The 23,506-nt window shown below is 65.6% G+C and carries 28 protein-coding genes; 18 read left to right on the top strand and 10 right to left on the bottom strand.

All coding sequences use genetic code 11. The features are described 5' to 3' along the window. Positions 1-93: 93 nt before the first annotated feature. The gene (gene gluQRS, locus Q1W26_RS00600) at positions 94-1,008 is read left to right on the top strand and encodes a tRNA glutamyl-Q(34) synthetase GluQRS (RefSeq protein ID WP_300434469.1); all 915 of its coding nucleotides are present in this window, start codon (positions 94-96) and stop codon (positions 1,006-1,008) included. On the opposite strand, the gene Q1W26_RS00595 is transcribed toward gluQRS, so the two are convergent. Then, complete coding sequence (locus tag Q1W26_RS00595; protein WP_300434466.1) at positions 999-1,934, bottom strand: MerR family transcriptional regulator; 936 nt, start codon at positions 1,932-1,934, stop codon at positions 999-1,001. The genes gluQRS and Q1W26_RS00595 overlap by 10 nt on opposite strands. Positions 1,935-2,014: 80 nt before the next feature. Here Q1W26_RS00595 and Q1W26_RS00590 point away from each other — a divergent pair, with 80 nt between their 5' ends. The 11 genes from Q1W26_RS00590 to Q1W26_RS00540 all read left to right on the top strand — a co-directional run bounded on the left by Q1W26_RS00590 (position 2,015) and on the right by Q1W26_RS00540 (position 10,094). After that, positions 2,015-2,233: a hypothetical protein gene (locus tag Q1W26_RS00590; protein WP_300434463.1), complete on the top strand. Its 219-nt coding sequence runs from the start codon at positions 2,015-2,017 to the stop codon at positions 2,231-2,233. Between the two features lie 11 nt (positions 2,234-2,244). Beyond that, the gene (locus Q1W26_RS00585; protein ID WP_300434461.1) at positions 2,245-2,811 is read left to right on the top strand and encodes a glutathione peroxidase; all 567 of its coding nucleotides are present in this window, start codon (positions 2,245-2,247) and stop codon (positions 2,809-2,811) included. A gap of 1 nt (position 2,812) precedes the next feature. Further along, the gene (locus Q1W26_RS00580; RefSeq protein WP_300434458.1) at positions 2,813-4,153 is read left to right on the top strand and encodes an FAD-dependent oxidoreductase; all 1,341 of its coding nucleotides are present in this window, start codon (positions 2,813-2,815) and stop codon (positions 4,151-4,153) included. Then, positions 4,153-4,923: a DUF1365 domain-containing protein gene (locus Q1W26_RS00575; protein ID WP_300434455.1), complete on the top strand. Its 771-nt coding sequence runs from the start codon at positions 4,153-4,155 to the stop codon at positions 4,921-4,923. The genes Q1W26_RS00580 and Q1W26_RS00575 overlap by 1 nt, the downstream gene beginning before the upstream one ends. Continuing rightward, a complete protein-coding gene (locus tag Q1W26_RS00570; protein WP_300434453.1) occupies positions 4,920-6,146 on the top strand; it encodes a cyclopropane-fatty-acyl-phospholipid synthase family protein in 1,227 nt (408 codons plus the stop codon). Before Q1W26_RS00575 ends, Q1W26_RS00570 begins: the two co-directional genes overlap by 4 nt. Beyond that, complete coding sequence (locus tag Q1W26_RS00565) at positions 6,133-6,699, top strand: chalcone isomerase family protein (protein ID WP_300434451.1); 567 nt, start codon at positions 6,133-6,135, stop codon at positions 6,697-6,699. Before Q1W26_RS00570 ends, Q1W26_RS00565 begins: the two co-directional genes overlap by 14 nt. Continuing rightward, complete coding sequence (locus Q1W26_RS00560) at positions 6,696-7,958, top strand: MFS transporter (protein ID WP_300434448.1); 1,263 nt, start codon at positions 6,696-6,698, stop codon at positions 7,956-7,958. Before Q1W26_RS00565 ends, Q1W26_RS00560 begins: the two co-directional genes overlap by 4 nt. Further along, a complete protein-coding gene (locus Q1W26_RS00555; protein WP_300434446.1) occupies positions 7,955-8,482 on the top strand; it encodes a DUF3833 domain-containing protein in 528 nt (175 codons plus the stop codon). Before Q1W26_RS00560 ends, Q1W26_RS00555 begins: the two co-directional genes overlap by 4 nt. Positions 8,483-8,484: 2 nt before the next feature. Further along, complete coding sequence (locus Q1W26_RS00550; RefSeq protein ID WP_300434444.1) at positions 8,485-9,270, top strand: SDR family NAD(P)-dependent oxidoreductase; 786 nt, start codon at positions 8,485-8,487, stop codon at positions 9,268-9,270. After that, a complete protein-coding gene (locus Q1W26_RS00545; protein ID WP_300434442.1) occupies positions 9,267-9,722 on the top strand; it encodes a nuclear transport factor 2 family protein in 456 nt (151 codons plus the stop codon). The genes Q1W26_RS00550 and Q1W26_RS00545 overlap by 4 nt, the downstream gene beginning before the upstream one ends. A 138-nt stretch (positions 9,723-9,860) precedes the next feature. Further along, the gene (locus tag Q1W26_RS00540) at positions 9,861-10,094 is read left to right on the top strand and encodes a hypothetical protein (protein ID WP_300434440.1); all 234 of its coding nucleotides are present in this window, start codon (positions 9,861-9,863) and stop codon (positions 10,092-10,094) included. Here the strand turns inward: Q1W26_RS00540 and Q1W26_RS00535 are convergent. Next, positions 10,091-11,965 carry a potassium transporter Kup gene (locus tag Q1W26_RS00535; protein ID WP_300434437.1) on the bottom strand — a complete coding sequence of 625 codons (1,875 nt, stop codon included), beginning with the start codon at positions 11,963-11,965 and terminating at the stop codon, positions 10,091-10,093. The genes Q1W26_RS00540 and Q1W26_RS00535 overlap by 4 nt on opposite strands. A 320-nt stretch (positions 11,966-12,285) precedes the next feature. On the opposite strand from Q1W26_RS00535, the gene Q1W26_RS00530 reads away from it, so the two are divergent. Both Q1W26_RS00530 and Q1W26_RS00525 read left to right on the top strand, forming a co-directional pair. Beyond that, on the top strand, positions 12,286-13,158 hold the full coding sequence (locus tag Q1W26_RS00530; protein WP_300434434.1) for a DUF3365 domain-containing protein: 873 nt from the start codon (positions 12,286-12,288) through the stop codon (positions 13,156-13,158). A 16-nt stretch (positions 13,159-13,174) separates the two neighbouring features. Beyond that, complete coding sequence (locus tag Q1W26_RS00525; RefSeq protein ID WP_300434432.1) at positions 13,175-15,184, top strand: protein kinase; 2,010 nt, start codon at positions 13,175-13,177, stop codon at positions 15,182-15,184. On the opposite strand, the gene Q1W26_RS00520 is transcribed toward Q1W26_RS00525, so the two are convergent. The 6 genes from Q1W26_RS00520 to Q1W26_RS00495 form a co-directional block, all read right to left on the bottom strand. Further along, positions 15,178-15,813: an Hpt domain-containing protein gene (locus Q1W26_RS00520; protein WP_300434430.1), complete on the bottom strand. Its 636-nt coding sequence runs from the start codon at positions 15,811-15,813 to the stop codon at positions 15,178-15,180. The two genes, Q1W26_RS00525 and Q1W26_RS00520, sit on opposite strands and share 7 nt — an antisense overlap. 57 nt (positions 15,814-15,870) lie before the next feature. Continuing rightward, positions 15,871-16,302, bottom strand: coding sequence for a four-helix bundle copper-binding protein (locus Q1W26_RS00515; RefSeq protein ID WP_300434428.1), 432 nt, complete (start codon positions 16,300-16,302; stop codon positions 15,871-15,873). A gap of 14 nt (positions 16,303-16,316) precedes the next feature. Then, positions 16,317-16,955, bottom strand: a complete 639-nt coding sequence (locus Q1W26_RS00510; protein ID WP_300434426.1) for a BON domain-containing protein — start codon at positions 16,953-16,955, stop codon at positions 16,317-16,319. Beyond that, the gene (locus tag Q1W26_RS00505; RefSeq protein ID WP_300434424.1) at positions 16,952-17,545 is read right to left on the bottom strand and encodes a phosphoheptose isomerase; all 594 of its coding nucleotides are present in this window, start codon (positions 17,543-17,545) and stop codon (positions 16,952-16,954) included. The genes Q1W26_RS00510 and Q1W26_RS00505 overlap by 4 nt, the downstream gene beginning before the upstream one ends. A gap of 72 nt (positions 17,546-17,617) precedes the next feature. Then, the gene (locus Q1W26_RS00500) at positions 17,618-17,986 is read right to left on the bottom strand and encodes an HIRAN domain-containing protein (RefSeq protein WP_300434422.1); all 369 of its coding nucleotides are present in this window, start codon (positions 17,984-17,986) and stop codon (positions 17,618-17,620) included. Beyond that, entirely contained in the window at positions 17,976-18,425 is a 450-nt protein-coding gene (locus tag Q1W26_RS00495) for a YraN family protein (RefSeq protein WP_300434419.1), read from the bottom strand. Before Q1W26_RS00495 ends, Q1W26_RS00500 begins: the two co-directional genes overlap by 11 nt. Before the next feature lie 71 nt (positions 18,426-18,496). Here Q1W26_RS00495 and rsmI point away from each other — a divergent pair, with 71 nt between their 5' ends. Next, a complete protein-coding gene (rsmI, locus tag Q1W26_RS00490; RefSeq protein WP_300434417.1) occupies positions 18,497-19,282 on the top strand; it encodes a 16S rRNA (cytidine(1402)-2'-O)-methyltransferase in 786 nt (261 codons plus the stop codon). Positions 19,283-19,391: 109 nt separating this feature from the next. Here rsmI and Q1W26_RS00485 read toward each other — a convergent pair whose 3' ends face one another. Both Q1W26_RS00485 and Q1W26_RS00480 read right to left on the bottom strand, forming a co-directional pair. Beyond that, positions 19,392-19,655 (bottom strand): Txe/YoeB family addiction module toxin, encoded by a 264-nt coding sequence (locus Q1W26_RS00485; RefSeq protein WP_296408467.1) that lies wholly within the window; start codon positions 19,653-19,655, stop codon positions 19,392-19,394. Further along, positions 19,652-19,894, bottom strand: a complete 243-nt coding sequence (locus Q1W26_RS00480; RefSeq protein WP_296408466.1) for a type II toxin-antitoxin system Phd/YefM family antitoxin — start codon at positions 19,892-19,894, stop codon at positions 19,652-19,654. The genes Q1W26_RS00485 and Q1W26_RS00480 overlap by 4 nt, the downstream gene beginning before the upstream one ends. Positions 19,895-20,180: 286 nt before the next feature. Here Q1W26_RS00480 and Q1W26_RS00475 point away from each other — a divergent pair, with 286 nt between their 5' ends. Genes Q1W26_RS00475 through Q1W26_RS00465 form a run of 3 tightly spaced genes read left to right on the top strand, consistent with a single transcriptional unit; the run spans position 20,181 to position 23,496 of the window. Then, entirely contained in the window at positions 20,181-21,053 is an 873-nt protein-coding gene (locus tag Q1W26_RS00475; protein ID WP_300434415.1) for a branched-chain amino acid ABC transporter permease, read from the top strand. After that, positions 21,050-21,949 (top strand): branched-chain amino acid ABC transporter permease, encoded by a 900-nt coding sequence (locus Q1W26_RS00470; protein ID WP_300434412.1) that lies wholly within the window; start codon positions 21,050-21,052, stop codon positions 21,947-21,949. The genes Q1W26_RS00475 and Q1W26_RS00470 overlap by 4 nt, the downstream gene beginning before the upstream one ends. Further along, positions 21,946-23,496: an ATP-binding cassette domain-containing protein gene (locus Q1W26_RS00465; protein ID WP_300434410.1), complete on the top strand. Its 1,551-nt coding sequence runs from the start codon at positions 21,946-21,948 to the stop codon at positions 23,494-23,496. The genes Q1W26_RS00470 and Q1W26_RS00465 overlap by 4 nt, the downstream gene beginning before the upstream one ends. The last annotated feature ends 10 nt before the right edge of the window (positions 23,497-23,506 follow it).

Genomic DNA, 23,506 nt, shown 5'->3' with positions numbered 1-23,506 from the left:
ATAGGTTTATCAGTGTCTTGCAGTAACTTGATGATTTATAAGGGAATGTCAAATATTGTTAAAGAATTTATTTCTTTGCAACGGGGTGGGGCGGTGAGGCCTCTGCCGGCCGATCCGGTTGGCCGCTTTGCGCCTTCGCCGACCGGGCCGCTGCATTTCGGCTCGATCGTGGCGGCGGTCGGCAGCTACCTGTCGGCCCGGCACGGCGGCGGGCGCTGGCTGCTGCGCATCGAGGATGTGGATGTTCCGCGCTCGGTGCCCGGGGCGGCCGACGGGATCCTGCGCACGCTGGAGCGTTTCGGCTTTGAATGGGACGGGCCGGTGGTCTGGCAGAGCGCACGGACACCGGCTTACGAAGAGGCTTTCGCGCGGCTGCGGGCGGATGGCCGGGTGTTTGGCTGCGCCTGCACGCGCAAGGAAATGGCCGATTCCATGCTGGCCCGTGACGGCACCCGGCGCTATCCGGGCACCTGCCGCACCGGCTTGCCGCCGGGGCGGGCGGCGCGGGCCTGGCGCCTGCGGGTGGAGCCGGGCGTGGTGGCGTTCGACGACGCGGTGCAGGGGTGTGCCGAGGAAGAACTCGCTGCCGACGTCGGGGATTTTGTGCTGCTGCGGGCCGACGGCCTGTTCGCCTACCAGCTTGCGGTGGTGGTGGATGACGCCGAGGCGGGGGTGACCGAGGTGGTGCGCGGCGCCGACCTGCTCGACTCGACGGCCCGCCAGATTCTGCTGCAGCGCCTGCTCGGCTACCCGACGCCGGCCTACGCGCACCTGCCGGTGGCGAGCAATGCGGCCGGCGAAAAGCTGTCCAAGCAAACTCTGGCGCATGCCGTGGAGGGCGTCGAGCCGGCGGGTGTGCTGGTGGATGCGCTGGATTTTCTGGGCCAGGGCCCGCCGCCCGGCCTTGCCGCATCAGGTCTCGCGGCGGTGTGGGCGTGGGCGCGGCAAAACTGGGCTATGGCCCGGGTTCCGCACCGGCGCGTGGTGCCGGCGCCGCGCTACGGCTGAATACCCGCGGCCTTCCGCCATTCATTCACCGCCGCAGGAATTCCCTCCAGGGAGGTGAAGACCTGGATGCCCGGCAATTTGCGCCCGGCGGTGCGCAGGCCGGCGCCGCCCGCCCAGAGTTCCACCGTGGGCGGCAGGTTGGCGCGCAGGCTGCGCAGCCCGTCGATGGCATGACGCAGTGGATAGGCGCTGCTGAATGACACCGCGACGATGTCATAGTGCCCGGCCGCCGCGGCGCTGCAGATATCGTCGAGGGGCGTCTGCACCCCCAGCGAAACGCAACAGGTGCCTTCGGGCGTGAGCATCGCCTCCACCATCAACAGGCCGAGGGCGTGCTGTTCTTCGGGAAACGTGGTGAGCAGCACCGCCGGACGGCCGCGGGCGGCGGTGCTGCGTACGCCGATGGCGGTGCGCAGGATGCCTTTTACCTGCTCGGTGTATAGATGCTCGGCGGGCACGTCGACGTAGCCGCGCAGCCAGGCCTCGCCGATCCGGGTGCACAGCGGCGCGACGATGTCGATCACGAAGGGCTGAAGCCCCATTTTCATCAGGAGTTGCTGCAGCCCGTCGCGCAATGCTTCGGGCTGGTGCAGGCGCACCAGTTCAAGCAGTGACTCGAGCCGTGCGCCGTGTTCCGAGGCGGCCGAGGCCGGTGCGCCTCCGAGTTCTTCCAGCATGCGGGTGAGCGCATCCGGATCGAGGTCAATGAGGCGCGCCGGGCGCATGCCCTGGTCGATGAGGCGCCGGATCAGGCGCAGCTTGTCCACCTGTTCGGCGGGGTAGACCCGTTCGCCCCGGCCGTCCCGCGCCGGGGCCGGAAAGCCGTAGCGCCGCTCCCAGACCCGCAGGGTGTCCTTGGCCAGGCCCGTGTCCCGTTCCACTGCGGCGATGGAGAGTCCTGCCATTGGAATATCTGGTGTGTTCATGGGTTGTCCTGGACAAAACATTGACTTTTATATTGTTTGATTCTAATTTAGAGAGACGATAACACATTGTCCAGGACAAAATGATGCGAGCCAAAAATCTGAAACAGCGCCCGGCCCTGCTGTATGCAGTCCTTGGAATCGGCGCAATGGTGCTTGGAATCCAGTATATGGCCCATACCCCGATGGGTCTGATGACGTATGACGGCCTGCCCGCCGACGATCGCGGCCAGGTTTTTGTTCAAGCTGAAGACGTAGACGTGAAAGTGTTTGTCCACGTCAATTCCGGCTCCGGAAGCTGAGGAGAAACGATATGTCTGCACTCTTTCGTGCCGTGGCCCTGGCCCTGTTGATGGTTTCGGCGGCGCCGTCGGTGGCGGCTGATCCGGAATCCTGCCCGACGCTGCTCAAGCATACTTTTGCGCGCCTCCAGGACGAGGCGCCCCAGTCGCTGTGCCAGCATGCGGGCAAGGTTGTGCTTGTGGTGAATACGGCCAGCTACTGCGGCTTTACCGGCCAGTTCGACGGGCTGGAGAAGATGTACGCGAAGTACCGGGAGCAGGGGCTGGTGGTGATCGGCTTTCCGTCCAACGATTTCGGCAGCCAGGATCCGGGCAGCAACAAGGAAATCGCCGATTTCTGCCGCCTGACCTACGGCGTCAAGTTTCCGATGTTCGCCAAGTCGGAGGTGGTGGGGGCCGGCACCAATCCGCTTTACCGGCAACTGGCCGCAGCGACCGGCGAAAAGCCGAAGTGGAACTTCCACAAATACCTGATCGACCGCAGCGGGAAGAAGGTTTCCAGCTTCCCGAGCACCACCGCGCCGGACAGCCGCAGTTTTGTAGCGGCCGTCGAGAAGGCCCTCGCCGAGCGCCCGTGACATGGATCGAATCGACGAAAACCGGCTGCGCGCCCGCGCGCCGGATACCAAGCGCATCGCTGTGGTGGGGGGCGGAATCGCCGGCCTAGCCAGTGCCTGGCTGCTGAGCCGCAACCATCAGGTCACCCTCTTCGAGGCGGGCGATTATGTAGGCGGCCACACCCACACCGTGGATATCCGGGTGGATGGGCAGGATTTTCCGGTGGATACCGGCTTTCTCGTCTTCAACCGCGAGACCTATCCCAACCTGTGCGGGATGTTCCAGCACCTGGGTGTAGACGCGGTGAAAAGCGAAATGTCCTTCGGCGTGAGCCTGAGCTCGCCGGAGCTGGAATGGGCGGGCAGCGATGTGACGAGCCTCTTCGCCCAGCGCCGCAACCTCGCCCGGCCGGCCTTCTGGGGCATGCTGCGGGATATCCGCCGCTTCAACCGCGAAACCACCGTCATGGCGCAGACCGGACGGGTTCCGGCGCTGGCGCTGGGCGATTACCTGACGCTGCACGATTACGGCCACGCCTTTCGCGACTGGTATCTGATCCCCATGGCGGCGGCCATCTGGAGCTGCCCGACCGAAACCATGATGGCCTACCCGCTGGCCACCTTTGTGCGCTTTTGCCACAACCACGGCCTCTTGCGCATCCTCAACCGGCCTCAGTGGTACACCGTGAATCGGGGTGCGCGCAGCTACGTTGACAAGCTGCTTGCCGAAATCGGCGATGTGCGGGTTGCAACCCCCGTGTTCAGCGTGCTTCGCGATGACCCGCTGCGTGTGCAGGTGATGTCCGGCGATGGCGTCGAAGCGTTCGACGAGGTGGTTTTTGCCTGCCATTCGGACCAGACTCTGGCGATTCTCGGCGCTGGTGCCACGGCGGCCGAGCGGCAGGTTCTCGGTGCCGTCAAATACCAGGACAACGCTGCCTGGCTGCACACCGACATCGCCCTGATGCCGCGCCGCAAGGGCGTGTGGTCGGCCTGGAACTACCTCGCCGGACGCGGTGCGCCGGGCGACCAGCCGGTGTCGGTGTCCTACCTGCTCAATCGGCTGCAGCCCCTGCCGGTGACCACGCCGGTGGTGTTGTCCCTCAACCCGCTTTTCGAGCCGGCGCCTGAAACCGTGCTTGGTCAGTACCGCTACGCACACCCGGTTTTCGACCAGGCTGCCATCGATGCCCAGGCCCGCCTGCCGTCCATTCAGGGCCGGCAGCGCAGCTGGTTTGCCGGCGCCTGGACGGGCTACGGCTTTCACGAGGACGGTCTCAAGTCGGCCCTCGCCGTGGCCGGCGCCTTTGGCATTGCCGCGCCGTGGCGCAACCGCGCCGAAGCGCCGCTGGAGCTGGCCTGATGAGCGGCCGCTTTGCCGCGAGCGTGTGCCGGGGGGCGGTGATGCACGAACGCACGCTTCCGGCGCACAACCGCTTCACTTACCCGCTGGCCACGCTGCGCATCCCGCTGTCGCAGATGGAGAGCCTCCGCGCGCCGCTCCTTGGCATCGACCGGCCCAACGTTTTTTCGCTGCGCACCCGCGACCACGGCGCCCGCGACGGCTCGCCGCTGCTGCCGTGGATTCGCAGCCTGCTGGCCGGGCACCGGCTGGACGAGGCCGACGGCGAAGTCGTGCTGCAGACCATGCCGCGGATGTTCGGCTTCCTGTTCAACCCGGTGAGTTTCTGGTTCTGCCACGACCGCAGCGGCCAGCTGCGCGCCGTGCTGGCCGAAGTCAGCAACACCTTCGGCGAGCGCCACAACTATCTCGTCGCCCATCCCGATCGCCGGCCCATCCTGCCTGGCGAGATGCTTGGCGCGGCCAAGGTCTTTCATGTGTCGCCGTTTTTCCCGGTGAGCGGTGAATACCGTTTCCGTTTCGACAGCCACGGCCCGGTGGTCGGCATTTCCATCGACTACTGGGAAGACGGGCAGTGCCGGCTGGCCACCCGCCTGTCGGGCCGCGAAGAGCCGCTCGACGGTGCCGCCCTGTTGCGCTGGCTGGCCCACCTGCCGCTGATGACCTTTGGCGTCGTAGCCCGGATCCACTGGCAGGCCCTGCGCCTGGCCGTAAAACGCGTGCCCTTTTTCCGCAAACCGCTTCCGCCTTCCACGGGGATTTCCTCATGAGCCGACTCGAAAACACCCTGACCAGCAACCTGCCCGCGCGTGCCACCCGCCTGCGCCAGGGAACCCGCCTCGTGCTCGGCCTGCTCGACAGCCTCGAAGGCGGCGCTATCGACGTGAGCCTGCCGAGCGGCTTTTCACGCCGGGTGGGCCGCGGGCCGTGCGTGGCCAGCCTGATGGTGGCCGACGAACGGGTTTTCGACGAAATCCTGGCCAAGGGCGACATCGGTTTTGCCGAAACGTGGCTGGCGGGCGACTGGGAAACCCATGACCTGCCGGCGCTGCTGACCCTGCTGGCCAGGAACCGCGACAGCCTCCGGCGCGCCATCCACGGCAGCGCCTGGCGCCTGATCGGCCACCGCCTCACCCACCTGCTGCGCGCCAACACGCGGGCCGGCTCCAAGCGCAACATCGAAGCCCACTACGACCTCGGCAACGATTTTTACCGGCTGTGGCTCGACCCGACCATGACCTACTCCAGCGCATTGCAGCTGGCGCCGGACGAGCCGCTTGAAGACGCCCAGCGCCGCAAGTACCGCAACATTCTCGATCAGCTTGACGCGCAGCCCGGCCAGATCATTCTCGAGATCGGCTGCGGCTGGGGCGGCTTTGCCGAGGTGGCGATCACCGAATACGGCTGCCGCGTGTTCGGGCTCACGCTCTCCCGCGAGCAACTGGCCTGGGCGCGCCAGCGGGCCGAGGACGGCGGCTGGGCCGACCAGGTCAACTTCGAACTGTGCGACTACCGGGACGTGCGCGGCCAGTACGACCATATCGTGTCCGTCGAAATGCTCGAAGCCGTCGGCGAGCGTTTCTGGCCCGGCTACTTTGCCCAGCTGCGTGCCCGCCTGAAGCCCGGCGGCCGCGCGGTGGTGCAAACCATCACCATCGCCGATGCGCTCTTCGCCAACTACCGCAAGGGCACGGATTTCATCCAGCGCTACGTCTTTCCCGGCGGCATGCTGCCGAGCCCCGCGGTGGTGGCCGCCCAGGCCCGCCAGGCCGGGCTGGAAGTGGCCGGCGACCTGGCCTTCGGCCTCGACTACGCCGAAACCCTGGTGCGCTGGCGGCAGGGCTTCGAGGCCGCGCTGCCGCAGGTCGAGGCGCTCGGCTACGACACGCGTTTCGTGCGCCTGTGGCGTTTTTACCTGGCTTACTGCGAGGCCGGTTTCCGGGCCGGCAGCGTGGATGTGCATCAGTTCCGGCTCTGCCATGCGACGACGTAGTGCGCGGGGATTGCGCCCGCTGGCGATCACCCTGCTGACCTTTACCCTGCTCACCGGCTGGCCGCCGCCGGTGTGGGCGACGGCGCCAGATCTGCCCGCCCCGGTGCAATCCCTCAACCCCGACTGGCGCCTGCTGGGCACCGGCGAAGCCCGCTTTCTGGGGCTGCGGCTCTACGACGCCAGCCTGTGGGTCGCCGGCGCGGCGTATCGCGACGATGCGCCCTTTGCGCTGTCCCTCACCTACGCCCGGGGGTTTTCACGGGCGACGCTGGTGGACACCAGCCTCGACGAGATGCGTCGCCTCGGCGGCGCCGACGAAGCCCGGCTGGCGCGCTGGAAACTGCTGCTGGAGCAGGTTTTTCCGGACGTGGCGGCGGGTGAAACCATCGTCGGCGTGAACCTGCAGGGCGGCGGCGCGGCCTTCTATCACCAGGGGCGCCTGTCCGGCAAAGTCGCCGACCCGGCTTTCGCCCGCGCCTTCTTCGCCATCTGGCTTGACGCGCGCACCCGCGTTCCGGCCCTGCGCGCGCGCCTGCTCGGGCAGCCGTCGTGAAGCCCGTGTCGGCGCTGCCGACGGGCGCGGTGCTGCGCTACGGCGTGCTGGGTTTGCCGCTGGCCTTTGCCGCGCTGCCGATCTACGTGCATGTGCCCAAGCTTTATGCCGGCGAACTCGGCCTCAGCCTTTCACTGGTGGGCGCCATTCTGCTGGCCACGCGGATTGTCGACGCGCTGGCCGACCCGCTGATCGGCTGGGCCTCCGATCGCAGCGCCTCGCGCCTGCGCCTGATCCTTCTGGCGCTGCCGTTTCTGGCAGTGGGCATTGCCGGCCTGCTGGCGCCACCGGCCGGGGCGGGCGGCGTGTGGCTTGCGGCACTGCTGGTGCTGGTCACCTTTGGCTACTCGCTGGCCAGCATCAACTACGCGGCCTGGGGCGCCGAGCTGGGCACCGACTCCGACAGCCGCACGCGTCTGGTGGCCGGCCGCGAAGGTTTTGGCCTTGTCGGCGTAGTGCTGGCGGCGGCCCTGCCGGCGCTGCTGGCCGCCAGGCTGCCCGAAGGTCTGGCACGGCTGGGCTGGATTTTCGTGCCCTTGGCGCTGCTGGCGGCGCTGGCCCTTGGCAGCCTGCCGGCAGGCCGCCGGTCGGTGGTGCATCACGAGGCGCCGTGGCCGGCCCTGCGCGGGGCGCTCGGCAACCGGGCCTTCGCGGCGCTGCTGGCGGTGTTTGCGCTCAACGGCATCGCCGCGGCGGTGCCGGCGTCCACGGTGTTGTTCTTCGTGGCCGACGTGATTCAGCGAGACGATCTCGGCGGTTTCTTCCTGGCCTTGTATTTCGTGGCCGGCGCTGCGGGGCTGCCGCTGTGGGTGTGGCTGTCGCGGCGGATCGGCAAGCTCAGGGCCTGGCTTGCCGGCATGGGGCTGGCGGTGGGCGTGTTTGCGTGGGCCGGGCTGGTGGGGGCGGGCGATGTGCCGGCCTTTGCGGTGATCTGCGTGCTCTCCGGCCTCGCCCTCGGCGGCGATCTGGCCCTGCCGCCGGCGATTCTGGCCGACCTGCTGGCGCGGGATCGCAGCGGGGCCTTGCAGGCCGGAGCCTGCTTTGGCTGGTGGACCTTTGTCACCAAGGCCAACCTGGCGCTGGCGGCCGGCCTTGCATTACCCCTGCTGGCGCTGCTCGGCTACACGCCGGGCGCGCGCGGCGAGGCGCTGGCCGCGCTGTCGGCGGTGTATGCGTTTGTTCCCCTCGTACTCAAACTTGCCGCCGCGGCTGCCCTGTGGGCGCTGCGTCGGCGCATCGAAGCGGAGACTGCATCATGAAAAAACTGGCTGTCGTGCTGGCGGGCCTGGTGGGCCTGGCAGGGTGTGCGTCGGTGGAGGTGGCCGATTACGCGGCCGAAAAGCCGGAGCTGGATCTTGCCCGCTATTTCAACGGCACGCTCGACGCCGACGGCATGTTCCAGGATCGCGGGGGCAAGGTCGTGAAGCGTTTTCACGTGGTGATCGAAGCCCGCTGGGCGGGGGCGGTCGGCACGCTCGACGAGCGCTTCACGTACTCGGACGGCAGCACCCAGCGCCGCGTCTGGACGGTGACCCGCAAGGATGCCAATCACTACACCGGCCGCGCGGACGACGTGGTCGGTGAAGCGGTGGGCGAAGCCCGTGGCAATGCGCTACGCTGGAGATATGTGATGGCCCTGCCGGTGGATGGAAAAGTCTACAACGTGGATTTCGACGACTGGATGTTCCTGATGGACGACCGGGTAATGCTCAATCGTTCGGTGATGAGCAAGTTCGGGGTCCGGCTGGGTGAAGTCACCCTGAGTTTCCGCAAGCGGGAGTAACGATGGCCTGGTTCCGCAGCCTGAATACGCCGATCTCCGACTGGCAGGGTCGGCGGGTGTGGATCGTCGGCGCTTCCAGCGGCATCGGTGCGGCGCTGGCGGCCGATCTCGACGCCCGCGGTGCGCGGCTGGCCCTGTCGGCCCGCAGTGCCGGGCGCCTGCGCGACGTGGCCGAGGGCATGCGCGACGTGATGGTGCTGCCCCTGGATGTGACCGACGCCGGCGCCTTCACCCCGGCGATGATGCAGATCCTCGACGCCTGGGGCGGGCTTGATTTGGTGATTCTCAACGCCGGCACCTACACGCCGCTGCGGGCCTGGGATCTGACCACCGACACCGCCCGCCAGACGGTGCACACCAACCTCCTCGGGGTGATGGACGGGGTTGCCGCGGTAGTGCCGCAAATGCTCCGCCAGCAATGCGGGGCGATTGCCATCGTCGGCAGCGTGGCCGGCTACCGGGGCCTGCCCAAGGCGCTGGCCTACGGGCCGAGCAAGGCGGCGCTGATCAACTTTGCCGAAACCCTGTATCTCGACCTGGCGCCCCAGGGCGTGTCGGTGTTCATCATCAACCCGGGCTTTGTCGCCACGCCCCTCACCGCGCAAAACGATTTCGACATGCCGGCCCTCATTTCGGCCGAAGACGCCGCCCGGCGCATCGTCCGCGGCTTTGCTGGCGGGGCTTTCGAGATTCATTTTCCGCAGCGCTTCACCCGCGTCATGAAGCTGCTGCGCTGGCTGCCGGATCGGCTGTATTTCAGCCTCGTCTCGCGGGGCACGCGCCCATGAGCGAGGTGCGCCGGCTGGATGTCGAACGCGTCGTGCGTTTTTACGAAACCCTGTCGCCGGAAAGCCTGGCGCACATCGGCAACGTGTATGCCCCCGACGCGCGCTTCAAGGATCCGTTCAACGACGTGCAGGGCCTGGCGGCCATCGAGGCAGTCTTTCGCCACATGTTCCGGCAGGTGCAGGAGCCGCGCTTTTGCGTCACATCGCGCATGGCCGAGGGCCGGGAGGCCTGGCTGGAATGGGAGTTCCACTTTCGCTTTCGCGGCTGGCGCGAAACCGAAATCCAGGTTGTCCACGGCGCCACCCGCCTCGAACTGTCGCCGGAGGGGCACGTGCTGGTGCATCGGGATTACTGGGATACCGGGGAGGAACTCTTCGCCCGGCTGCCGGTGATGGGGGCGCTGGTGCGCTTTCTGCAACGACGCCTGTCAGCATCCGGCCCGAAGGGCTGAAAACCCGAATCGAATTGTTTCAGAGTGCTTCGCAGGGTCGATCTGTAACGATGTTTGACATTCTGGCCGGCTGGCCTGTCTAGAATCCGCGCATTCCGTGCACCGCTTCCCGGTGACTCGGACTACCAGGAGATTCGGATGTTGACGCAGGCCGCCGGTGATTTCGTCTTCCAGCCTTACGCCCTGCTGCGGCGCGGGCAGAACAAGTGGGACGGCTGGTACGACCTGCAGCACAAGAACGGCAGCCCGATCCGCAGCTTCGTGCGGGTTCCGTCGCTCGAGGGCTTCGCGGATGCGGCGCTGGCCTGCCAGGCCGCCGAGATCCTCGCCGAGTGGGACATGGCCCAGGGCCACGTGCACCCCACGCGTTAAATCACCAGCTGGGTTCCCAGCTCGACCACCCGGTTGTTCGGAATCTTGAAGAAGTCCGTCGCGCTGGTGGCGTTCTTCGACATGAAGGCGAACAGGCGCGCCCGCCACGGGTGGATGTTGCGTCCGATGACACCGGGAATCACGGTTTCACGCGACACGTAGAAGGTTGTTTCCATGATCTCGAAGGACTCGCCGAAGCGCTTGCAGCTCTCCAGCGCCAGCGGGATGTCCGGATCTTCCATGAAGCCGTAGCGGATCACGATGCGCATGAAGCCTTTTTCCATGCGGTGCAGGTACACGCGGTCGAAATTGTTCACATAAGGCGTGTCGGTGGTTTCGACGGTAACCAGCGCAACCCGCTCATGCAGGATCTGGTTGTGTTTCAGGTTGTGGAGGAGGGCGGCCGGCACGTCTTCCTTCGAGCTGGTCATGAACACCGCGGTGCCGCTCACCCGGTGGATGTCGCTGCCGAGCACGCCCAGGAAGGCCTGCATCGGGATGCCCTGCCGGGCCAGTTCGCGGCGCACCAGCCGGCGGCCGCGGCGCCAGGTGGTGAGCACCGTGAAGGCCACCAGCGCCATGACAATCGGAAACCATCCGCCCTGGGGAATCTTCAGCGCATTGGCGGCAAAGAACGCGATATCCACCGTCAGGAAGCTGCCGGCCACCAGGGCCACCAGCAGCGGGTGCCAGCGCCACAGCAGCACCATCACGAAAGCCACCAGCACCGTGTCGATGAGCATGGTGCCGGTGACTGCGATGCCGTAGGCGGCGGCCAGATTGGACGAGTTCTTGAAGCCCACGACCAGGGCTACCACGGCGATGTAGAGCGTCCAGTTGGTGAAGGGAATGTAGATCTGCCCTTCGGCCTTGCCGGAAGTGTGGATGATCAGCATGCGCGGCAGAAAGCCCATCTGCACCGCCTGGCGGGCCACCGAGAAGGCCCCCGAGATGACGGCCTGGGAGGCGATCACCGTGGCCAGCGTGGCAAGGATCACCATCGGCACAAGCGCCCACTGGGGGCCCAGATGGAAGAAGGGGCTTTCGATGGCGGCCGGTTCGTTGAGAAGCAGGGCGCCCTGGCCAAAATAATTGAGCACCAGCGCCGGCATCACAAAGCCAAACCACGCCAGGCGGATCGGAAAGCGTCCGAAGTGCCCCATGTCGGTGTAGAGCGCCTCGCCGCCGGTGACGGCCAGCACCACCGAGCCGAGGGCCAGGAAGGCCAGCGCCGTGTGGCTGCCGATGAAATGGATCGCGTACATGGGGTTGAGGGCCGCCAGCACGCTCGGGTGGCGGGCGATTTCCAGTGCGCCGAGCACCCCGAGCACGCTGAACCAGCCCACCATCACCGGCCCGAAGAATAGCCCCACGGTGTCGGTGCCGCGGTGCTGGATGAAGAACAGGCCGGTGAGGATCACCAGGGTGATGGGCAGCACGTAGGCCTTGAAGTCCGGCGAGATGATCTCCAGGCCTTCCACCGCCGAGAGCACCGAGATGGCCGGGGTGATCATGCTGTCGCCGTAGAACAAGGCCGCGGCGAAGATCCCCAGCAGCGAGATCACCCAGGTCACCACCCGGTTGTGCGACTTTTCGGTGATCAGCGCCAGCAGGGCCAGCGAGCCGCCTTCGCCGCGGTTGTCGGCGCGCATGATCACGCTGACGTACTTCACGGTGACCAGTGCCATGATCGACCAGAACACCATCGACAGGATGCCGAAGATGTTGTCCGGGGTGACGGGGATAGGGTGGTGCCCGTTGAAGATTTCCTTCAGCGCGTAGAGCGGGCTGGTGCCGATGTCGCCAAAGACAACGCCGATGGCGGCAATGACGATCGGCGCCGTGGCCTTGCGGGAGTGCTCGTGGGACATATTCCTGTTTTTCCGTTTGGGTGGGGTGTCCGGCCGGTCTGTTCAGCGCATTCGGAAAGCGAAGCAGGCAAGATTCCTTTTCGCCGGATTCGCGCAGGGCGATTGTCCGTGTTTTGCACTGCAGCACGTTGACCGTGCTCAACGCCGCCGGCGCGCCCCGGCGCTGCTGCCGGGGCGGTCGCCATGGTATCGCCCGACAGGCATTCCGGGCGAATTCCTTGTCGCGGATCAACACGCCGACATGTGCCCCGAATTGGGCTTGACCTGTGCAAGAATGCACGTTCTGTGCGGCCCTCGGGCCCTTTCTCGGGATGCCTTCCATGGGTTTGCGATTCAAGTTCAACCTGGTTCTGTTTGGGGTCTTCCTCGCCGGTTTCGGCGTGGCGGGCTATATCTCCCACGATCTGCTGCACCGCCAGGCCCGTGACCGGGTGCTGGGCGAGGGGCGCCTGGTCATGGAGGCGGCGCTGGCCATCCGCGGCTACACCGTCGGCCAGGTCAAGCCCCACCTCATCGGCTTGATGGACAGGGAGTTTTTGCCCCAGACCATCCCGGCCTACGCGGCCACCGAAACCCTCGCCGAGCTGCACAAAAAGTATCCCGACTACGACTACAAGGAAGCCACCCTCAACCCGACCAACCCGCGCGACCGGGCGGCAGACTGGGAGGCCGATCTGATCAATACCTTCCGCAACCGGGCCGACAGCCGCGAGATCAGCGGTCAGCGCGACACGCCCACCGGCCCGGCGCTGTACATCGCCCACCCGATCCGCATCGAATCGCCGGCCTGCCTGACCTGTCACAGCACCCCGGATGCCGCGCCGGCGAGCATGCTCAAAGTGTATGGCGCGGCCAACGGCTTTGGCTGGAAGCTCAATGAAGTGGTGGGCGCCCAGGTGGTTTCGGTGCCCATGTCGGTGCCGCTGGAGAACGCCGGGCAGGCCTTCCGCACCTTCATGGTGTCGCTGGCCGCGGTGTTCGTGGCGGTGTTCGTGGCGCTCAACCTGATGTTGTCGTGGCTGATCATCGGGCCGGTGTCGCGCATGTCCGCGGCCGCCGACAAGGTGAGCACCGGCGACTTCGACCAGCCCGAGTTCCCCGAGGGCGGCCGCGATGAAGTCGCCGTGCTGGCAAGCTCGTTCAACCGCATGCGCCGAAGTCTCGAAAAAGCCATGCAGATGATCGACAGCTGATCCGGGCCTGCACACCATGACGCACCCAGCAGGCCCGCCGCCCGCGCATCAGAACGACCCGCTCGCGCTGCCCGGCGGCTACACCCTCAACGAGTACCGCTTCGAGCGGGTGCTGGGCGGTGGCGGTTTTGGCATGACCTACCTGGCCCACGACACCAACCTGGATTGCCGCGTGGCGATCAAGGAATACCTGCCCCGCGACGTGGCGGTGCGCACCCCCGAGCTGAACGTGCGACCCCGCTCGGCCGACGCGGCGAAGACCTTCGACTGGGGGCTGCAGCGCTTCCTGCTCGAATCCCGCGCGCTGGCGAGCTTTCACCATGCCGGCATCGTGCGCGTGCTGCGCTACTTTCGCGCCAACGACACCGCCTACATGGTGATGGAGTACGAAACCGGCCAGCCGCTGCAGAACTGGCTGGTGGGGCGTCTGCCCCTCGACCGGGCAAGCCTGCTGCGCATCGTCCGCCCGCTGCTCGACGGGCTGGAGGTTGTGCACAGGGCCGGTTTTCTGCATCGCGACGTGAAGCCCGGCAACATCTACATGCGTGCCGACGGCTCACCGGTGCTGCTGGATTTCGGGTCGGCCCGGCGCATCGAGCACGACGCCGTGGACCAGGCCCTCACCGCCGTGGTGAGCCCGGGCTTCGCACCGGCCGAGCAATACCACCGCCACGGCAAGCAGGGGCCCTGGACCGACCTCTACGCGCTGGCCGGCGTGATGTACTGGATGGTGACCGGCAGGCTGCCGCTGGAGGCCCTGGCCCGCCTGCGCGAGGACGGCATGCCGGCGGCGGCGCGCATCGGCAATGTGACGGTGTTCGGGGTCGGGCTGCTCAACGCCATCGACTGGGCCCTCAAGCCCGACGAGAGCGCCCGCCCGCAGGATGTGGCCGCTTTTCGCCGGGCCTGCCTGGCGCCGCCCACCGGTGGCGAGGGGCCGGTCGAGCCGCCGCTCGAAGCCCCGCTGCCGCTGGGCGTGTCGGCTGCCGAGGCCCGCAGCTTCATCGCCGCGGTGCTGTTTGCCGACGTGGCGGTGGCGTCCGGCGACGCTGCCGCGCGCACCGAGGGGCGCACCCGCCTCGCCCGGATGCTGACCCAGACCGTGGCGTCGGTGTCGCCGGCCACGCGTCTGGCGGTCAATACCAAGGAAGGCTGCGCGGTGTGCTACGTGGGCGACCCCGAAGACGCACTGCGTGCCGCCAGCCATCTGGGCGACGCGGCCGCGGGCGAGGGGCTCGGCATCCAGATGGGCATCAACCTCGGCCCGGTGCAGGTGACGCCCGACGCCAACGGACGCTCGCGCATCCTGGGCGACGGCATCTCCACGGCTTTTCGCGTGATGCGTTTTGCCGAGCCCGGCCACGTGCTGGTTTCGCGCGCGTATTTCGAGGTGATCCACCACCTCAAGCGCAATGCCGCGGCGTGCTTCCAGCATCTGGGCGTGCGCCGGGATGCGCAGGACCGCGAGCACGAAATCTTTGCCTACTCGGGCGAGGGGCCGGCCGCTGCCGCGCGCGGCGGGGAGGCCTCGCTGCCGCGGCCGATGGCGGGCAGCGACCTGAGCCCGGAGATCATCGAGGCAGTCGAGCGGGGCCTGGCGCAGCACATCGGGCCGATGGCCAAGGTGCTCGTCCGCAAGACGGTTCCCCGGGCGGCGAGTCGCATCGAGCTGTATGAACTGCTGGCCCAGCTGATTCCTGATCCGGCGCCGCGGGCGGCGTTTATGTCAGGGCTCGCAGGGGGCACGACAGGCGCTGCTTCGGCTACCCGCAGCCGGCCGCTGGCAACGGGCGCGGCATCGGCGGCGACCCCGCCTGCCGACGGGGGCGTTGCCGGGGTGATTTCCGACGAACAGCTCGCGCAGATCGAAAAACTCTTCGCGCGCCACATCGGCCCGATGGCCAAGGTGCTCGTGCGCCGCGAGGCCCGCAACGCAGACTGCCCGGAAACCCTGTGCCGGGCACTCGCCGGCCACATCGACAAGCCTGCCGAGCGGCTGCGCTTCTTGAACGACGCCGGTTATTGAGCGTCGAGCTTGATGCCGTGCTGGCGGCAGGCTTCGGCCAGGGTTTCGGCTGCGTCGTCGAAGTCGAAGTTGCGCAGGGCCTGTTCCAGCCGCGGGGCGTGGTCGGGAAAGGCGGTCTGGAAAAGTCCGGCGCGCACACTCAGCAGGCGCCCGGCGGCCATGTCGTAGTCGGTCAGCAGTCCGGCCAGCTCGTGGCAGGTGCTTGCCAGAAAATGCGGGTCGACCGGGCCGGCGGGCTGCGTTTCGGGGGCGTCTTCGGGGGGGAGTTTTACGGCCAGTTCGCTCATCAGCGCATCCAGCTCGGCCGCGAAGGCCTGTAATTCGGCATCGGGCGCCTGCTGCGGCTCGGCGCTGCGCAGGGCCAGCTCGAGGGTGAGGGCGACGGGCTCAAGGCGAACGGCGCCGAAGGTGCCGGCAAGGCCCTTTACCGTGTGCGCGCGGCGGATGGCGGCGTTGCGGTCGCCCTGGGCCAGGGCTGCGGCAATCACCGTCGCGGCGTTCTGTTCGGTGCTGATGAAGTCGCGCAGGAGCGCGATGTAAAGCTCGGTATCACCGTCCAGCCGGCGGAGTCCGGCGGCAATGTCGAGGCCTTCGACGGGGGCGGGGAATCCGGGTATTTCAATGGCCATGAGGGCTCCGTCGGGGGGCGGCGAATCCGCGGGCCGGGCCGCGGATGCCGGGGACAATCAGCCGATCATGGCTTTGCAGGCCTTGGCGCATTCGGCGCAGCTGTCCATGCATTCCTTGCACGGTGTGTGCTTGGTCGCGTGTTTTTTGCACTCGGCTTCACAGTTCTTGCAGACATCCACGCACAGCGCGGCAAGTTTGGGCGCGAACTTCGATTCTGCGCCGGCCAGGGTGATCAGCGCGCGGCAGGAGGCGAGCATCTCGCGCACGCTGGTGGCACAGGCGGCCATGGTCTTGTCGCCCTCGCCGAGCAGCATGATGCAGTGGGTCAGGCAGATTTCGCCCTTCTCGATGCAGATGCCGGCGGTGTCGAGAACAGCCTGCCAGGGGTGGGTGCCAGCGTGATGATGGTGGCTGTGCTCTTCGGCTGCGACGGCCGCGCCGGCTGCGATCAGGGCGCCGGTGGCGAAAAGGGCTTCACGACGGTTCATGGGGACTCTCCGGGTTACGGGTTGGCAGGCTCGGCGGGCTTGATGGCGCCGTCGAGGCGCTTGGCTTCGTCTTCACTGATGTACTCGAAAACACGCACGACCTTTTGTACGCCGTTGGTGGTGCGGGCGATTTCAGTGGCGGCGTCGCCTTCGCGGCGGCTGACCAGGCCCATCAGGTAAACGGTGCCGGCTTCGGTGGTGACCTTGACCTGCTGGATGTGGAAATCCTTCTGGTCCACGAAGCGGGCCTTGACCTTGGAGCTGATGTAGCTGTCGTTGCTGCGGGCGCCGAAGGTGCTGGTCGGGGCGATGCGCAGCTCATTGACGACTTCGCGGACATTGTCGACGGCGGCGGCCAGGCGGCCGGCTTCGTCGCGGCTGGCCTCGTTGAAGGCTTCGCCGGTGATCAGCAGCTTGCGGTTAAACGAGGTGGCGTTGGCGTGAACCTTGTCGCCGAGGCGCTCGTTGATCCACTTGCCGGCCTTCCACTCGATGCCTTCGTCCTCGAGGTAGGTGCCGGAGCTGCGCCGGTCGGAGACCATGGCCACGGCCATGCCGGTGCCGCCGACGATGACCGGGATGCAGCCCTGGGCGGCGACGAGGGTGCCGATGGAAAGGGCGGCCCAGGCGAGCGGCTTGCGGATGGATTTCATTCTTCTACTCCGAGAAAGAGGCAGTCGATGCCGTCGCACAGACAATGCAGGGTGAGCAGGTGGACTTCCTGAATGCGCGCGGTGCGGTTGGCTGGCACGCAAAGGTGGATGTCGTCGGGGCCGAGAAGTTCGCCGATCTGTCCGCCGTCCTTGCCGGTCAGGGCCACGATGCGCATTTCGCGTTCGTGGGCGGCGTGGATGGCTTCGATGACGTTGGCCGAGTTGCCGCTGGTGGAAATGGCCAGCAGCACGTCGCCTTGCTGGCCGAGGGCGCGCACCTGCTTGGAAAAGATCTGGGTGAAATCGTAGTCGTTGGCGATCGAGGTGAGGATGGAGCTGTCGGTGGTGAGCGCGACGGCGGCCAGCGGCGGGCGCTCCATCTCGAAGCGATTCACCAGTTCGGCGGCAAAGTGCTGGGCGTCGGCGGCCGAGCCACCGTTGCCGCAGGCGAGGATCTTGCCGTTGGCCATCAGGCTGTGGGTCATGGCTTCGATGGCGGCGGCGATGGGTTCGGCCATGAACTCCAGCGCGGCCAGCTTGGTCTGGGCACTGTCGGTGAACTGCTGGGCGATGCGGGCTACAAGATCCATGGCGGACTCCGGGGTAAGTGCGGCGGATTCTAGCATTCGCACCCCGGGCCGAGCCGCGGGCGCCAAATCCGCTTACAAACCGACAAAGACATCCACGCGCAGACGCTTCCAGGGATTGGGGTTGTCGGCCATCCGGCCGATGCGCCCGGCAATCGGCGTGCCCTTGTCCATCTCGGCGGCCACGTCGCGGTTTTCGGCGCGGGGCAGGTAGCCGAGCTTGGTGCCGCGCCATTCGACCCGTATCGCCAGGGGATCATGGGGATTGTCCGGCTCGCGGATCAGGGCCAGGCGGTCGCCCTCGCGCATCTCGTCCCACAGGATCTTGCCGCCGTAATACTGAAAGCCGGCCAGCGGAGAGCTCTGGACGAGGATGCGTACTGTTGGCTGGGCCAGCGCCGGCAGGCTCAACAGGAGGGCCGCCAGGGCCAGCCTAGCCCGCATCGAAAGCCCCCCGCAACCACTCGATGCGCGGCGGATCCAGGCCTTCGAGCAGCACCGCGTCGAAGCGGCAGGGCGCGTTGGCGTAGGCCCGCCCGGCACCTGCAAGCCAGTAGCGCGCCGCCAGGATCACCCGCTGCTGCTTGGTAGCCGTGATGCTGGCCGCAGCGCCGCCGAAGCGCGGGTTGCTGCGCAGGCGCACCTCGACGAAGACGACGCTGTGGCGGTCACGGGCGATCAGATCCACCTCGCCGCCGCGGCAGCGCAGGTTGCGCACCAGGATGGCCAGCCCGTGGCTTTCCAGGTATGCCGCGGCCAGGGCCTCGGCGGCCGCCCCACGCCGCAGGTGTTCGGCTTGCGTCGGCGTGCCCCCGCCCCCACAATCGGGCTCCCCCGCCTTTCCGCACCACGCCTGCCATGCTTTCTGCACCGTCCGACGCATCTTCGGTTTCTCCGCTCTCTAAGACATCGTCATTGTATGTGGTGGCCACGCCCCTGGGAAACCTGCAGGACATGAGCCTGCGCGCCCTGGCCGTGCTGCGGGCGGTGGATGCGGTGGCCTGCGAGGACACCCGCCACAGCCAGCGCCTCCTCGATGCCTTCGGCATCAAGACCCGCCTGGTGGCCCTGCACGAACACAATGAACAGGCCGCCGCCGGGCTGGTGATCCGCATGCTGGAGGAGGGCAAGCAGGTGGCCCTGATCACCGATGCCGGCACCCCGGCCGTGTCCGACCCCGGCGCCCGCGCGGTGGCCCGCGTCCAGGACGCGGGCTTTCCGGTGGTCCCGGTACCCGGCGCCAGCGCGGTGATCACGGCCCTGTCCGCCTCCGGGCTGGCCGACGGGCATTTCCACTTCCACGGCTTTCTGCCCACCAAGAGCGCCGCCCGCCGCGCCAGCCTGGAAAGCCTGCGCAGCGTGCCCGGCACCCTGGTGTTCTACGAGGCACCCCACCGTATCGCCGAAACCCTCGACGATCTCGCCGCCGTCTTCGAGCCGGTCCGCGAGCTGGTGGTGGCCCGCGAGCTCACCAAGATGTTCGAGCAGATCGTGCGCATGCCCATCACCGAAGGCCCCGCCTGGCTCGCCGCCGACCCCAACCGGGCCCGGGGGGAGTTCGTGCTGCTGGTCTCGGCCGCGCCGGTGGCTGAAGGCCTGTCGCCCGAGGCGGAGCGGGTGCTGGGCCTGCTGCTGGCCGAGCTACCGGTGAAGCAGGCCGCCAAGCTGGCGGCGGCGATTACGGGGGAGTCGAAGAACGCGCTGTATGATAGGGCGCTGGAACTTAGAGACGAGGGCTGAGTGGGGTTGGGACGGGGGGCTTCCGAAGGCACTGTCCCCGCAGGAGTCGCTGAACTGGCTGTCAGATGACTTCAAACCGAGGAAAGCAGGTTCAATCGGCAGGCCGCCTTTACTCGTAGTGCGACCACATCCTGAGTACGCGAACAACGCGTTCTTCGACAAAGACTTCGTAGACCAAACGGTGCTGGATATTGATTCGCCGTGAGTATGCGCCTGCGAGATCACCAACGAGTTTCTCGTAGGGCGGCGGGTTCTGAAATGGATCGTTCGACAGAACGGCCAGCAACTCCTGGGCCTTTGACTTCAATCCCGCTGCCGCCAACCTCTTCGCATCTTTCCCCGCGTGCTTGGAGAAGACAAGCTGCCAGCTCACCAGTCGAGTTCCTTGACGCTCTCGCCAAGGGGTTCAGCCATGCCTTCCTTGATGGACTCGCGCATGCCGGGAACCGACAAGAGATACAGCGTTTCCTGAATGGACTGCCAATCCTCGGCTGACACCAGGACCGCGCTCGTGCGCTTGCCCGCGATGTGGATAGGCTGATGGGACTCCGCAGCCTGGTCGATGAGGCGATACAAGTTGGCCCGTGCTTCGCTTGCGGTGAGGGTGGTCATGGTTGCTCTCCGGTGAGAGTTGCTATGGTACGTATTTGCGTACGTTGTATCAATCGATACTTGAGTGGCCGGCGTGTAGGTCTGCGTAGATTTCGTTAGTATCAAATGCGATACTATAGATACCTATTTAATGTTCTTGTGTGTCGCTGCCAAGATTGAGTAGAACAATCTAGATGTGATGAGTACTGCAGAGGCTTGGTGGTTTTCCGGATAAGCGCGTTATCTTAACGGGCATCATATTTGTTAGAGTCCATCGAAAACAAGGTTTCTCAGACGCTCTGGCCACATGCAAATCCTGATTAACGGTTTTATTTCTGGAATTGCCATCGCCTTACTGGCCATGGCCTTCCAGATGGTCTACCTCCCAACCCGCGTGTTGTTCGTCGGCCTCGCGGGTCTCTACACATTGGCGCCCTATCTCTTTCAAATGGGAGCGTCTGAGCTGGGCGGATGGATGGGAGGGTTGCTGGTTTCCCTGTGCGGCGTAGTTACCTTGGCTGTCCTGTTCGAATGGGCTAATCATGCCCCGTTGACCCGCAAGCGCGCCTCCGAAGGCGCGCATCTGATCGCCTCGCTAGGACTCTATATCCTGGTCGTTCAGGTGGTGGCCATGATCTGGGGCAACGAGACGCGAACTTTGCGAACTGGGCTGGACGTGACCTATGCCATGGGCGACACAATCCTGACCCAATCCCAGCTCCTCATGGGTGGCGTGGGTTTGCTGCTCCTGTTGGCCGTGCTTGCCATGCTGTACCTGACCGACATCGGTCTGCGCCTGCGCGCCCTGGCGGACAACCCCACCCAATTCGCGCTCTACGGCTACAACGTGGATGCCCACCGGCTGCTTGCCTTTGCACTGGCCGGTGTCCTGGCCACGGCGGCATCACTGCTCACTGCCCGAGACATTGGTTTTGACCCGCACACCGGCCTGAACGCCACACTGCTGGCCATCGTGGCAGTCATCATCGGCGGCCGGACATCCCTGATCGGACCAATCATCGGCGGCTTGCTCCTGGGCCTCATCCGAGCACAGGTGGTATGGCAATTCTCGGCACGCTGGCAGGAAGCTGTTACCTTCCTTGTGTTGGCATTGTTCTTGCTGCTACGACCGCAAGGACTTTTCGGACGCGAAACCCGCATCGAAACCACCGTTAAATGAACTACCTCATCCACCTGCTCATCTACCTGGACATCTACGTGATCGTGGCCCTGAGCCTCAATCTCGTGGTGGGGTATTGCGGCATGCTCACACTCGCACATGCGGGCTATTTCGCCCTCGGCGGCTATGTCTACGCCCTGTTGGCCATAACTTTGGGCTGGAGCTTCTTTCCTGCGCTCCTGGCGGCCATCTTGATCGCCACCATAGTCAGTCTGGCTGTTTCACTGCCAGCCTGGCGGCTCAAAGGGGATTTCTTCGTGTTAGGCAGCCTGGCAGTGCAGGCTCTCCTCTTCAGCCTGTTCTACAACTGGTTCGACCCCCAGGCCCCCTTGGGCAGTTGGAGCAATCTGACCAACGGACCGTTCGGCATCGCTGGCATTCCCAAGCCGGACGTACTCGGTTACAACGTTGCCGATCCAATCAGCTTCCTTATTCTCGCCACTCTGCTGACCGTGATCTGCGCCGGTATTTTCTGGCGCTTGAAAGCATCTCCCTGGGGGCGGGTCCTGATCGCCATGCGCGAGGACGAACTCGCCGCCCGCGGCTTGGGCAAAAACACTCGTCTGCTCAAGGTCCAGGCCTTGGCCATCTCCTGCGGTCTGGTTGCCGTGGCCGGTGCTCTGTACGCGAGCTACATCGGCTATCTGGACCCCAGTTCTGCCACCCTGAATGAGAGCATCCTGATCCTGAGCATGGTGCTGGTCGGCGGGGTGGGCAACTTTCGTGGACCAATCGTGGGCGCCATCATCCTCATCACCTTGCCCGAACTGCTGCGCTTTCTGCATTTGCCCGATGCCCAGGCCGCCAACCTGCGCTTGGCCTGCTACGGTCTATTGCTGGTGCTCATGATGCACTTCCGTCCGCAGGGCATCAGCGGCGAATACCGGTTGAAATGATGCAAGCCACACGACAATCCTCCCATTCACCAACCGCCGCCACCACACATCAGACGGACAACCGGCAGGCACCGGTTATGCTGCGCGCAGAAGGGTTAAAGAAGCGCTTTGGTGGCCAAGTCGTGCTGGACGGCGTGGATCTGGAACTGCGGCGGGGTGAGGTCGTGCTGCTGCGCGGCGAAAACGGTTCCGGCAAGACCACCCTGCTCAACATCCTCACCGGCAACCTCGAGCCCGATGCTGGAACCATCCGCTACCAGGCCGACGACACGCCCCGTACCTACCGCTTCCCCCGCCACTGGTGGCAAGAGCTGAACCCTTTCGACCACTTCACGCCGGAATTCGTCGCCAAGGAAGGCGTGTGCCGTACCTGGCAGGATATTCGCCTTTTCAACGGCCAGACCCTGCGCGACAACATCGTAGTCGCTGAACCTGACCATGCCGGGGAAAGACCCTTGTTTGCGCTTTTCGCGCAGGGCCACGTCCAACGCACTGAACAAGAGATGCATCAAAGGGCTGATGCCATGCTCGTCCGTCTCGGGCTTGCTGGACGTGAAAGCTCGTCTGCGGACAAGATTTCCCTCGGTCAGGCAAAACGTGTAGCCATCGCGCGTGCTGTCGCCGCTGGCGCCCGCGTTCTCTTTCTAGATGAACCGCTTGCCGGACTGGATCATTCCGGCGTCACACAGATCCTGGAGTTGCTAGAGCGCCTTGTCCGTGAACAAGCCGTTACCCTTGTCATCATTGAGCATGCTTTTAACCATATCCACCTGCACGGCTTGGTCACTACCGACTGGCTGCTCGAGAACGGCAAGCTGGTACCAAACGGCCATGCGGCACAACGAACCGAAATTCATCATATCTATCCATGGATGGAGTTCTTTATCGACGATGCAAGTACCGTCATCGACGAGCCACTACCAAATGGTGCCAGACTAACGCGCATTCGACGTTCAGACCGAGCGGTGCAAAACGAAGAAGCCGTCCTGGATATCAGGCATCTCATACTCAAGCGCGGCTCCCGCGTCGTGATCGGTCTTGATGACGAACAACAGGAAACCGGATTCAACCTCCGGGTTTTCAAAGGTGAGATTGCCGTACTCCAGGCGCCGAATGGGTGGGGCAAGAGCTCTCTGTTGGCAGGCATAAGCGGCCTGATACCGGTATTCCAAGGCGACATTCTCCTTGGTGCCAAGCCGATAAACCGCCTCCCGGTCTGGGGTCGCGTCAGAGAGGGCTTGCATTTGATCCCATCGGATCACAACGTCTTCCCGGACCTAACGGCCCAAGAGGCGCTCAGGCTCGCCGGACAGCAGGATGCGATAGCCGAGTTGGGCATTCTTGCCCGGCGCCGCTCGTCCGAACTCAGCGGTGGTCAGAAACAACGCCTTGCCCTCCTAGCGGAACCGAACTGGGCTACCCCTCAGCTACGTATGTTCGACGAGCCTTTCGCCAACCTCGATATCGCTGCAATTCGTGCTGCTGCGCAACAAATCCTATCTCAAACCACGAACGCGGTGCTGATAGCGCTGCCCTCGACAACCTAATCAGCAACCA

The sequence above is a fragment of the Zoogloea sp. genome (assembly GCF_030157465.1).
Lineage (GTDB): Bacteria > Pseudomonadota > Gammaproteobacteria > Burkholderiales > Rhodocyclaceae > Zoogloea.
The sequence above is the reverse complement of the archived record's forward strand: the minus strand, read 5'-3'. Positions and strand labels throughout refer to the sequence as shown.

Excerpts from the sequence above, each read along its gene's own strand:
- Q1W26_RS00595 (WP_300434466.1), bottom strand. The coding sequence starts at position 1,934 with ATGAACACACCAGATATTCCAATGGCAGGACTCTCCATCGCCGCAGTG.
- Q1W26_RS00590 (WP_300434463.1), top strand. The coding sequence starts at position 2,015 with ATGATGCGAGCCAAAAATCTGAAACAGCGCCCGGCCCTGCTGTATGCA.
- Q1W26_RS00585 (WP_300434461.1), top strand. The coding sequence starts at position 2,245 with ATGTCTGCACTCTTTCGTGCCGTGGCCCTGGCCCTGTTGATGGTTTCG.
- Q1W26_RS00580 (WP_300434458.1), top strand. The coding sequence starts at position 2,813 with ATGGATCGAATCGACGAAAACCGGCTGCGCGCCCGCGCGCCGGATACC.
- Q1W26_RS00575 (WP_300434455.1), top strand. The coding sequence starts at position 4,153 with ATGAGCGGCCGCTTTGCCGCGAGCGTGTGCCGGGGGGCGGTGATGCAC.
- Q1W26_RS00570 (WP_300434453.1), top strand. The coding sequence starts at position 4,920 with ATGAGCCGACTCGAAAACACCCTGACCAGCAACCTGCCCGCGCGTGCC.
- Q1W26_RS00565 (WP_300434451.1), top strand. The coding sequence starts at position 6,133 with ATGCGACGACGTAGTGCGCGGGGATTGCGCCCGCTGGCGATCACCCTG.
- Q1W26_RS00555 (WP_300434446.1), top strand. The coding sequence starts at position 7,955 with ATGAAAAAACTGGCTGTCGTGCTGGCGGGCCTGGTGGGCCTGGCAGGG.
- Q1W26_RS00550 (WP_300434444.1), top strand. The coding sequence starts at position 8,485 with ATGGCCTGGTTCCGCAGCCTGAATACGCCGATCTCCGACTGGCAGGGT.
- Q1W26_RS00545 (WP_300434442.1), top strand. The coding sequence starts at position 9,267 with ATGAGCGAGGTGCGCCGGCTGGATGTCGAACGCGTCGTGCGTTTTTAC.
- Q1W26_RS00540 (WP_300434440.1), top strand. The coding sequence starts at position 9,861 with ATGTTGACGCAGGCCGCCGGTGATTTCGTCTTCCAGCCTTACGCCCTG.
- Q1W26_RS00535 (WP_300434437.1), bottom strand. The coding sequence starts at position 11,965 with ATGTCCCACGAGCACTCCCGCAAGGCCACGGCGCCGATCGTCATTGCC.
- Q1W26_RS00530 (WP_300434434.1), top strand. The coding sequence starts at position 12,286 with ATGGGTTTGCGATTCAAGTTCAACCTGGTTCTGTTTGGGGTCTTCCTC.
- Q1W26_RS00525 (WP_300434432.1), top strand. The coding sequence starts at position 13,175 with ATGACGCACCCAGCAGGCCCGCCGCCCGCGCATCAGAACGACCCGCTC.
- Q1W26_RS00520 (WP_300434430.1), bottom strand. The coding sequence starts at position 15,813 with ATGGCCATTGAAATACCCGGATTCCCCGCCCCCGTCGAAGGCCTCGAC.
- Q1W26_RS00515 (WP_300434428.1), bottom strand. The coding sequence starts at position 16,302 with ATGAACCGTCGTGAAGCCCTTTTCGCCACCGGCGCCCTGATCGCAGCC.
- Q1W26_RS00510 (WP_300434426.1), bottom strand. The coding sequence starts at position 16,955 with ATGAAATCCATCCGCAAGCCGCTCGCCTGGGCCGCCCTTTCCATCGGC.
- Q1W26_RS00505 (WP_300434424.1), bottom strand. The coding sequence starts at position 17,545 with ATGGATCTTGTAGCCCGCATCGCCCAGCAGTTCACCGACAGTGCCCAG.
- Q1W26_RS00500 (WP_300434422.1), bottom strand. The coding sequence starts at position 17,986 with ATGCGGGCTAGGCTGGCCCTGGCGGCCCTCCTGTTGAGCCTGCCGGCG.
- Q1W26_RS00495 (WP_300434419.1), bottom strand. The coding sequence starts at position 18,425 with ATGCGTCGGACGGTGCAGAAAGCATGGCAGGCGTGGTGCGGAAAGGCG.
- rsmI (WP_300434417.1), top strand. The coding sequence starts at position 18,497 with ATGAGCCTGCGCGCCCTGGCCGTGCTGCGGGCGGTGGATGCGGTGGCC.
- Q1W26_RS00480 (WP_296408466.1), bottom strand. The coding sequence starts at position 19,894 with ATGACCACCCTCACCGCAAGCGAAGCACGGGCCAACTTGTATCGCCTC.
- Q1W26_RS00475 (WP_300434415.1), top strand. The coding sequence starts at position 20,181 with ATGCAAATCCTGATTAACGGTTTTATTTCTGGAATTGCCATCGCCTTA.
- Q1W26_RS00470 (WP_300434412.1), top strand. The coding sequence starts at position 21,050 with ATGAACTACCTCATCCACCTGCTCATCTACCTGGACATCTACGTGATC.
- Q1W26_RS00465 (WP_300434410.1), top strand. The coding sequence starts at position 21,946 with ATGATGCAAGCCACACGACAATCCTCCCATTCACCAACCGCCGCCACC.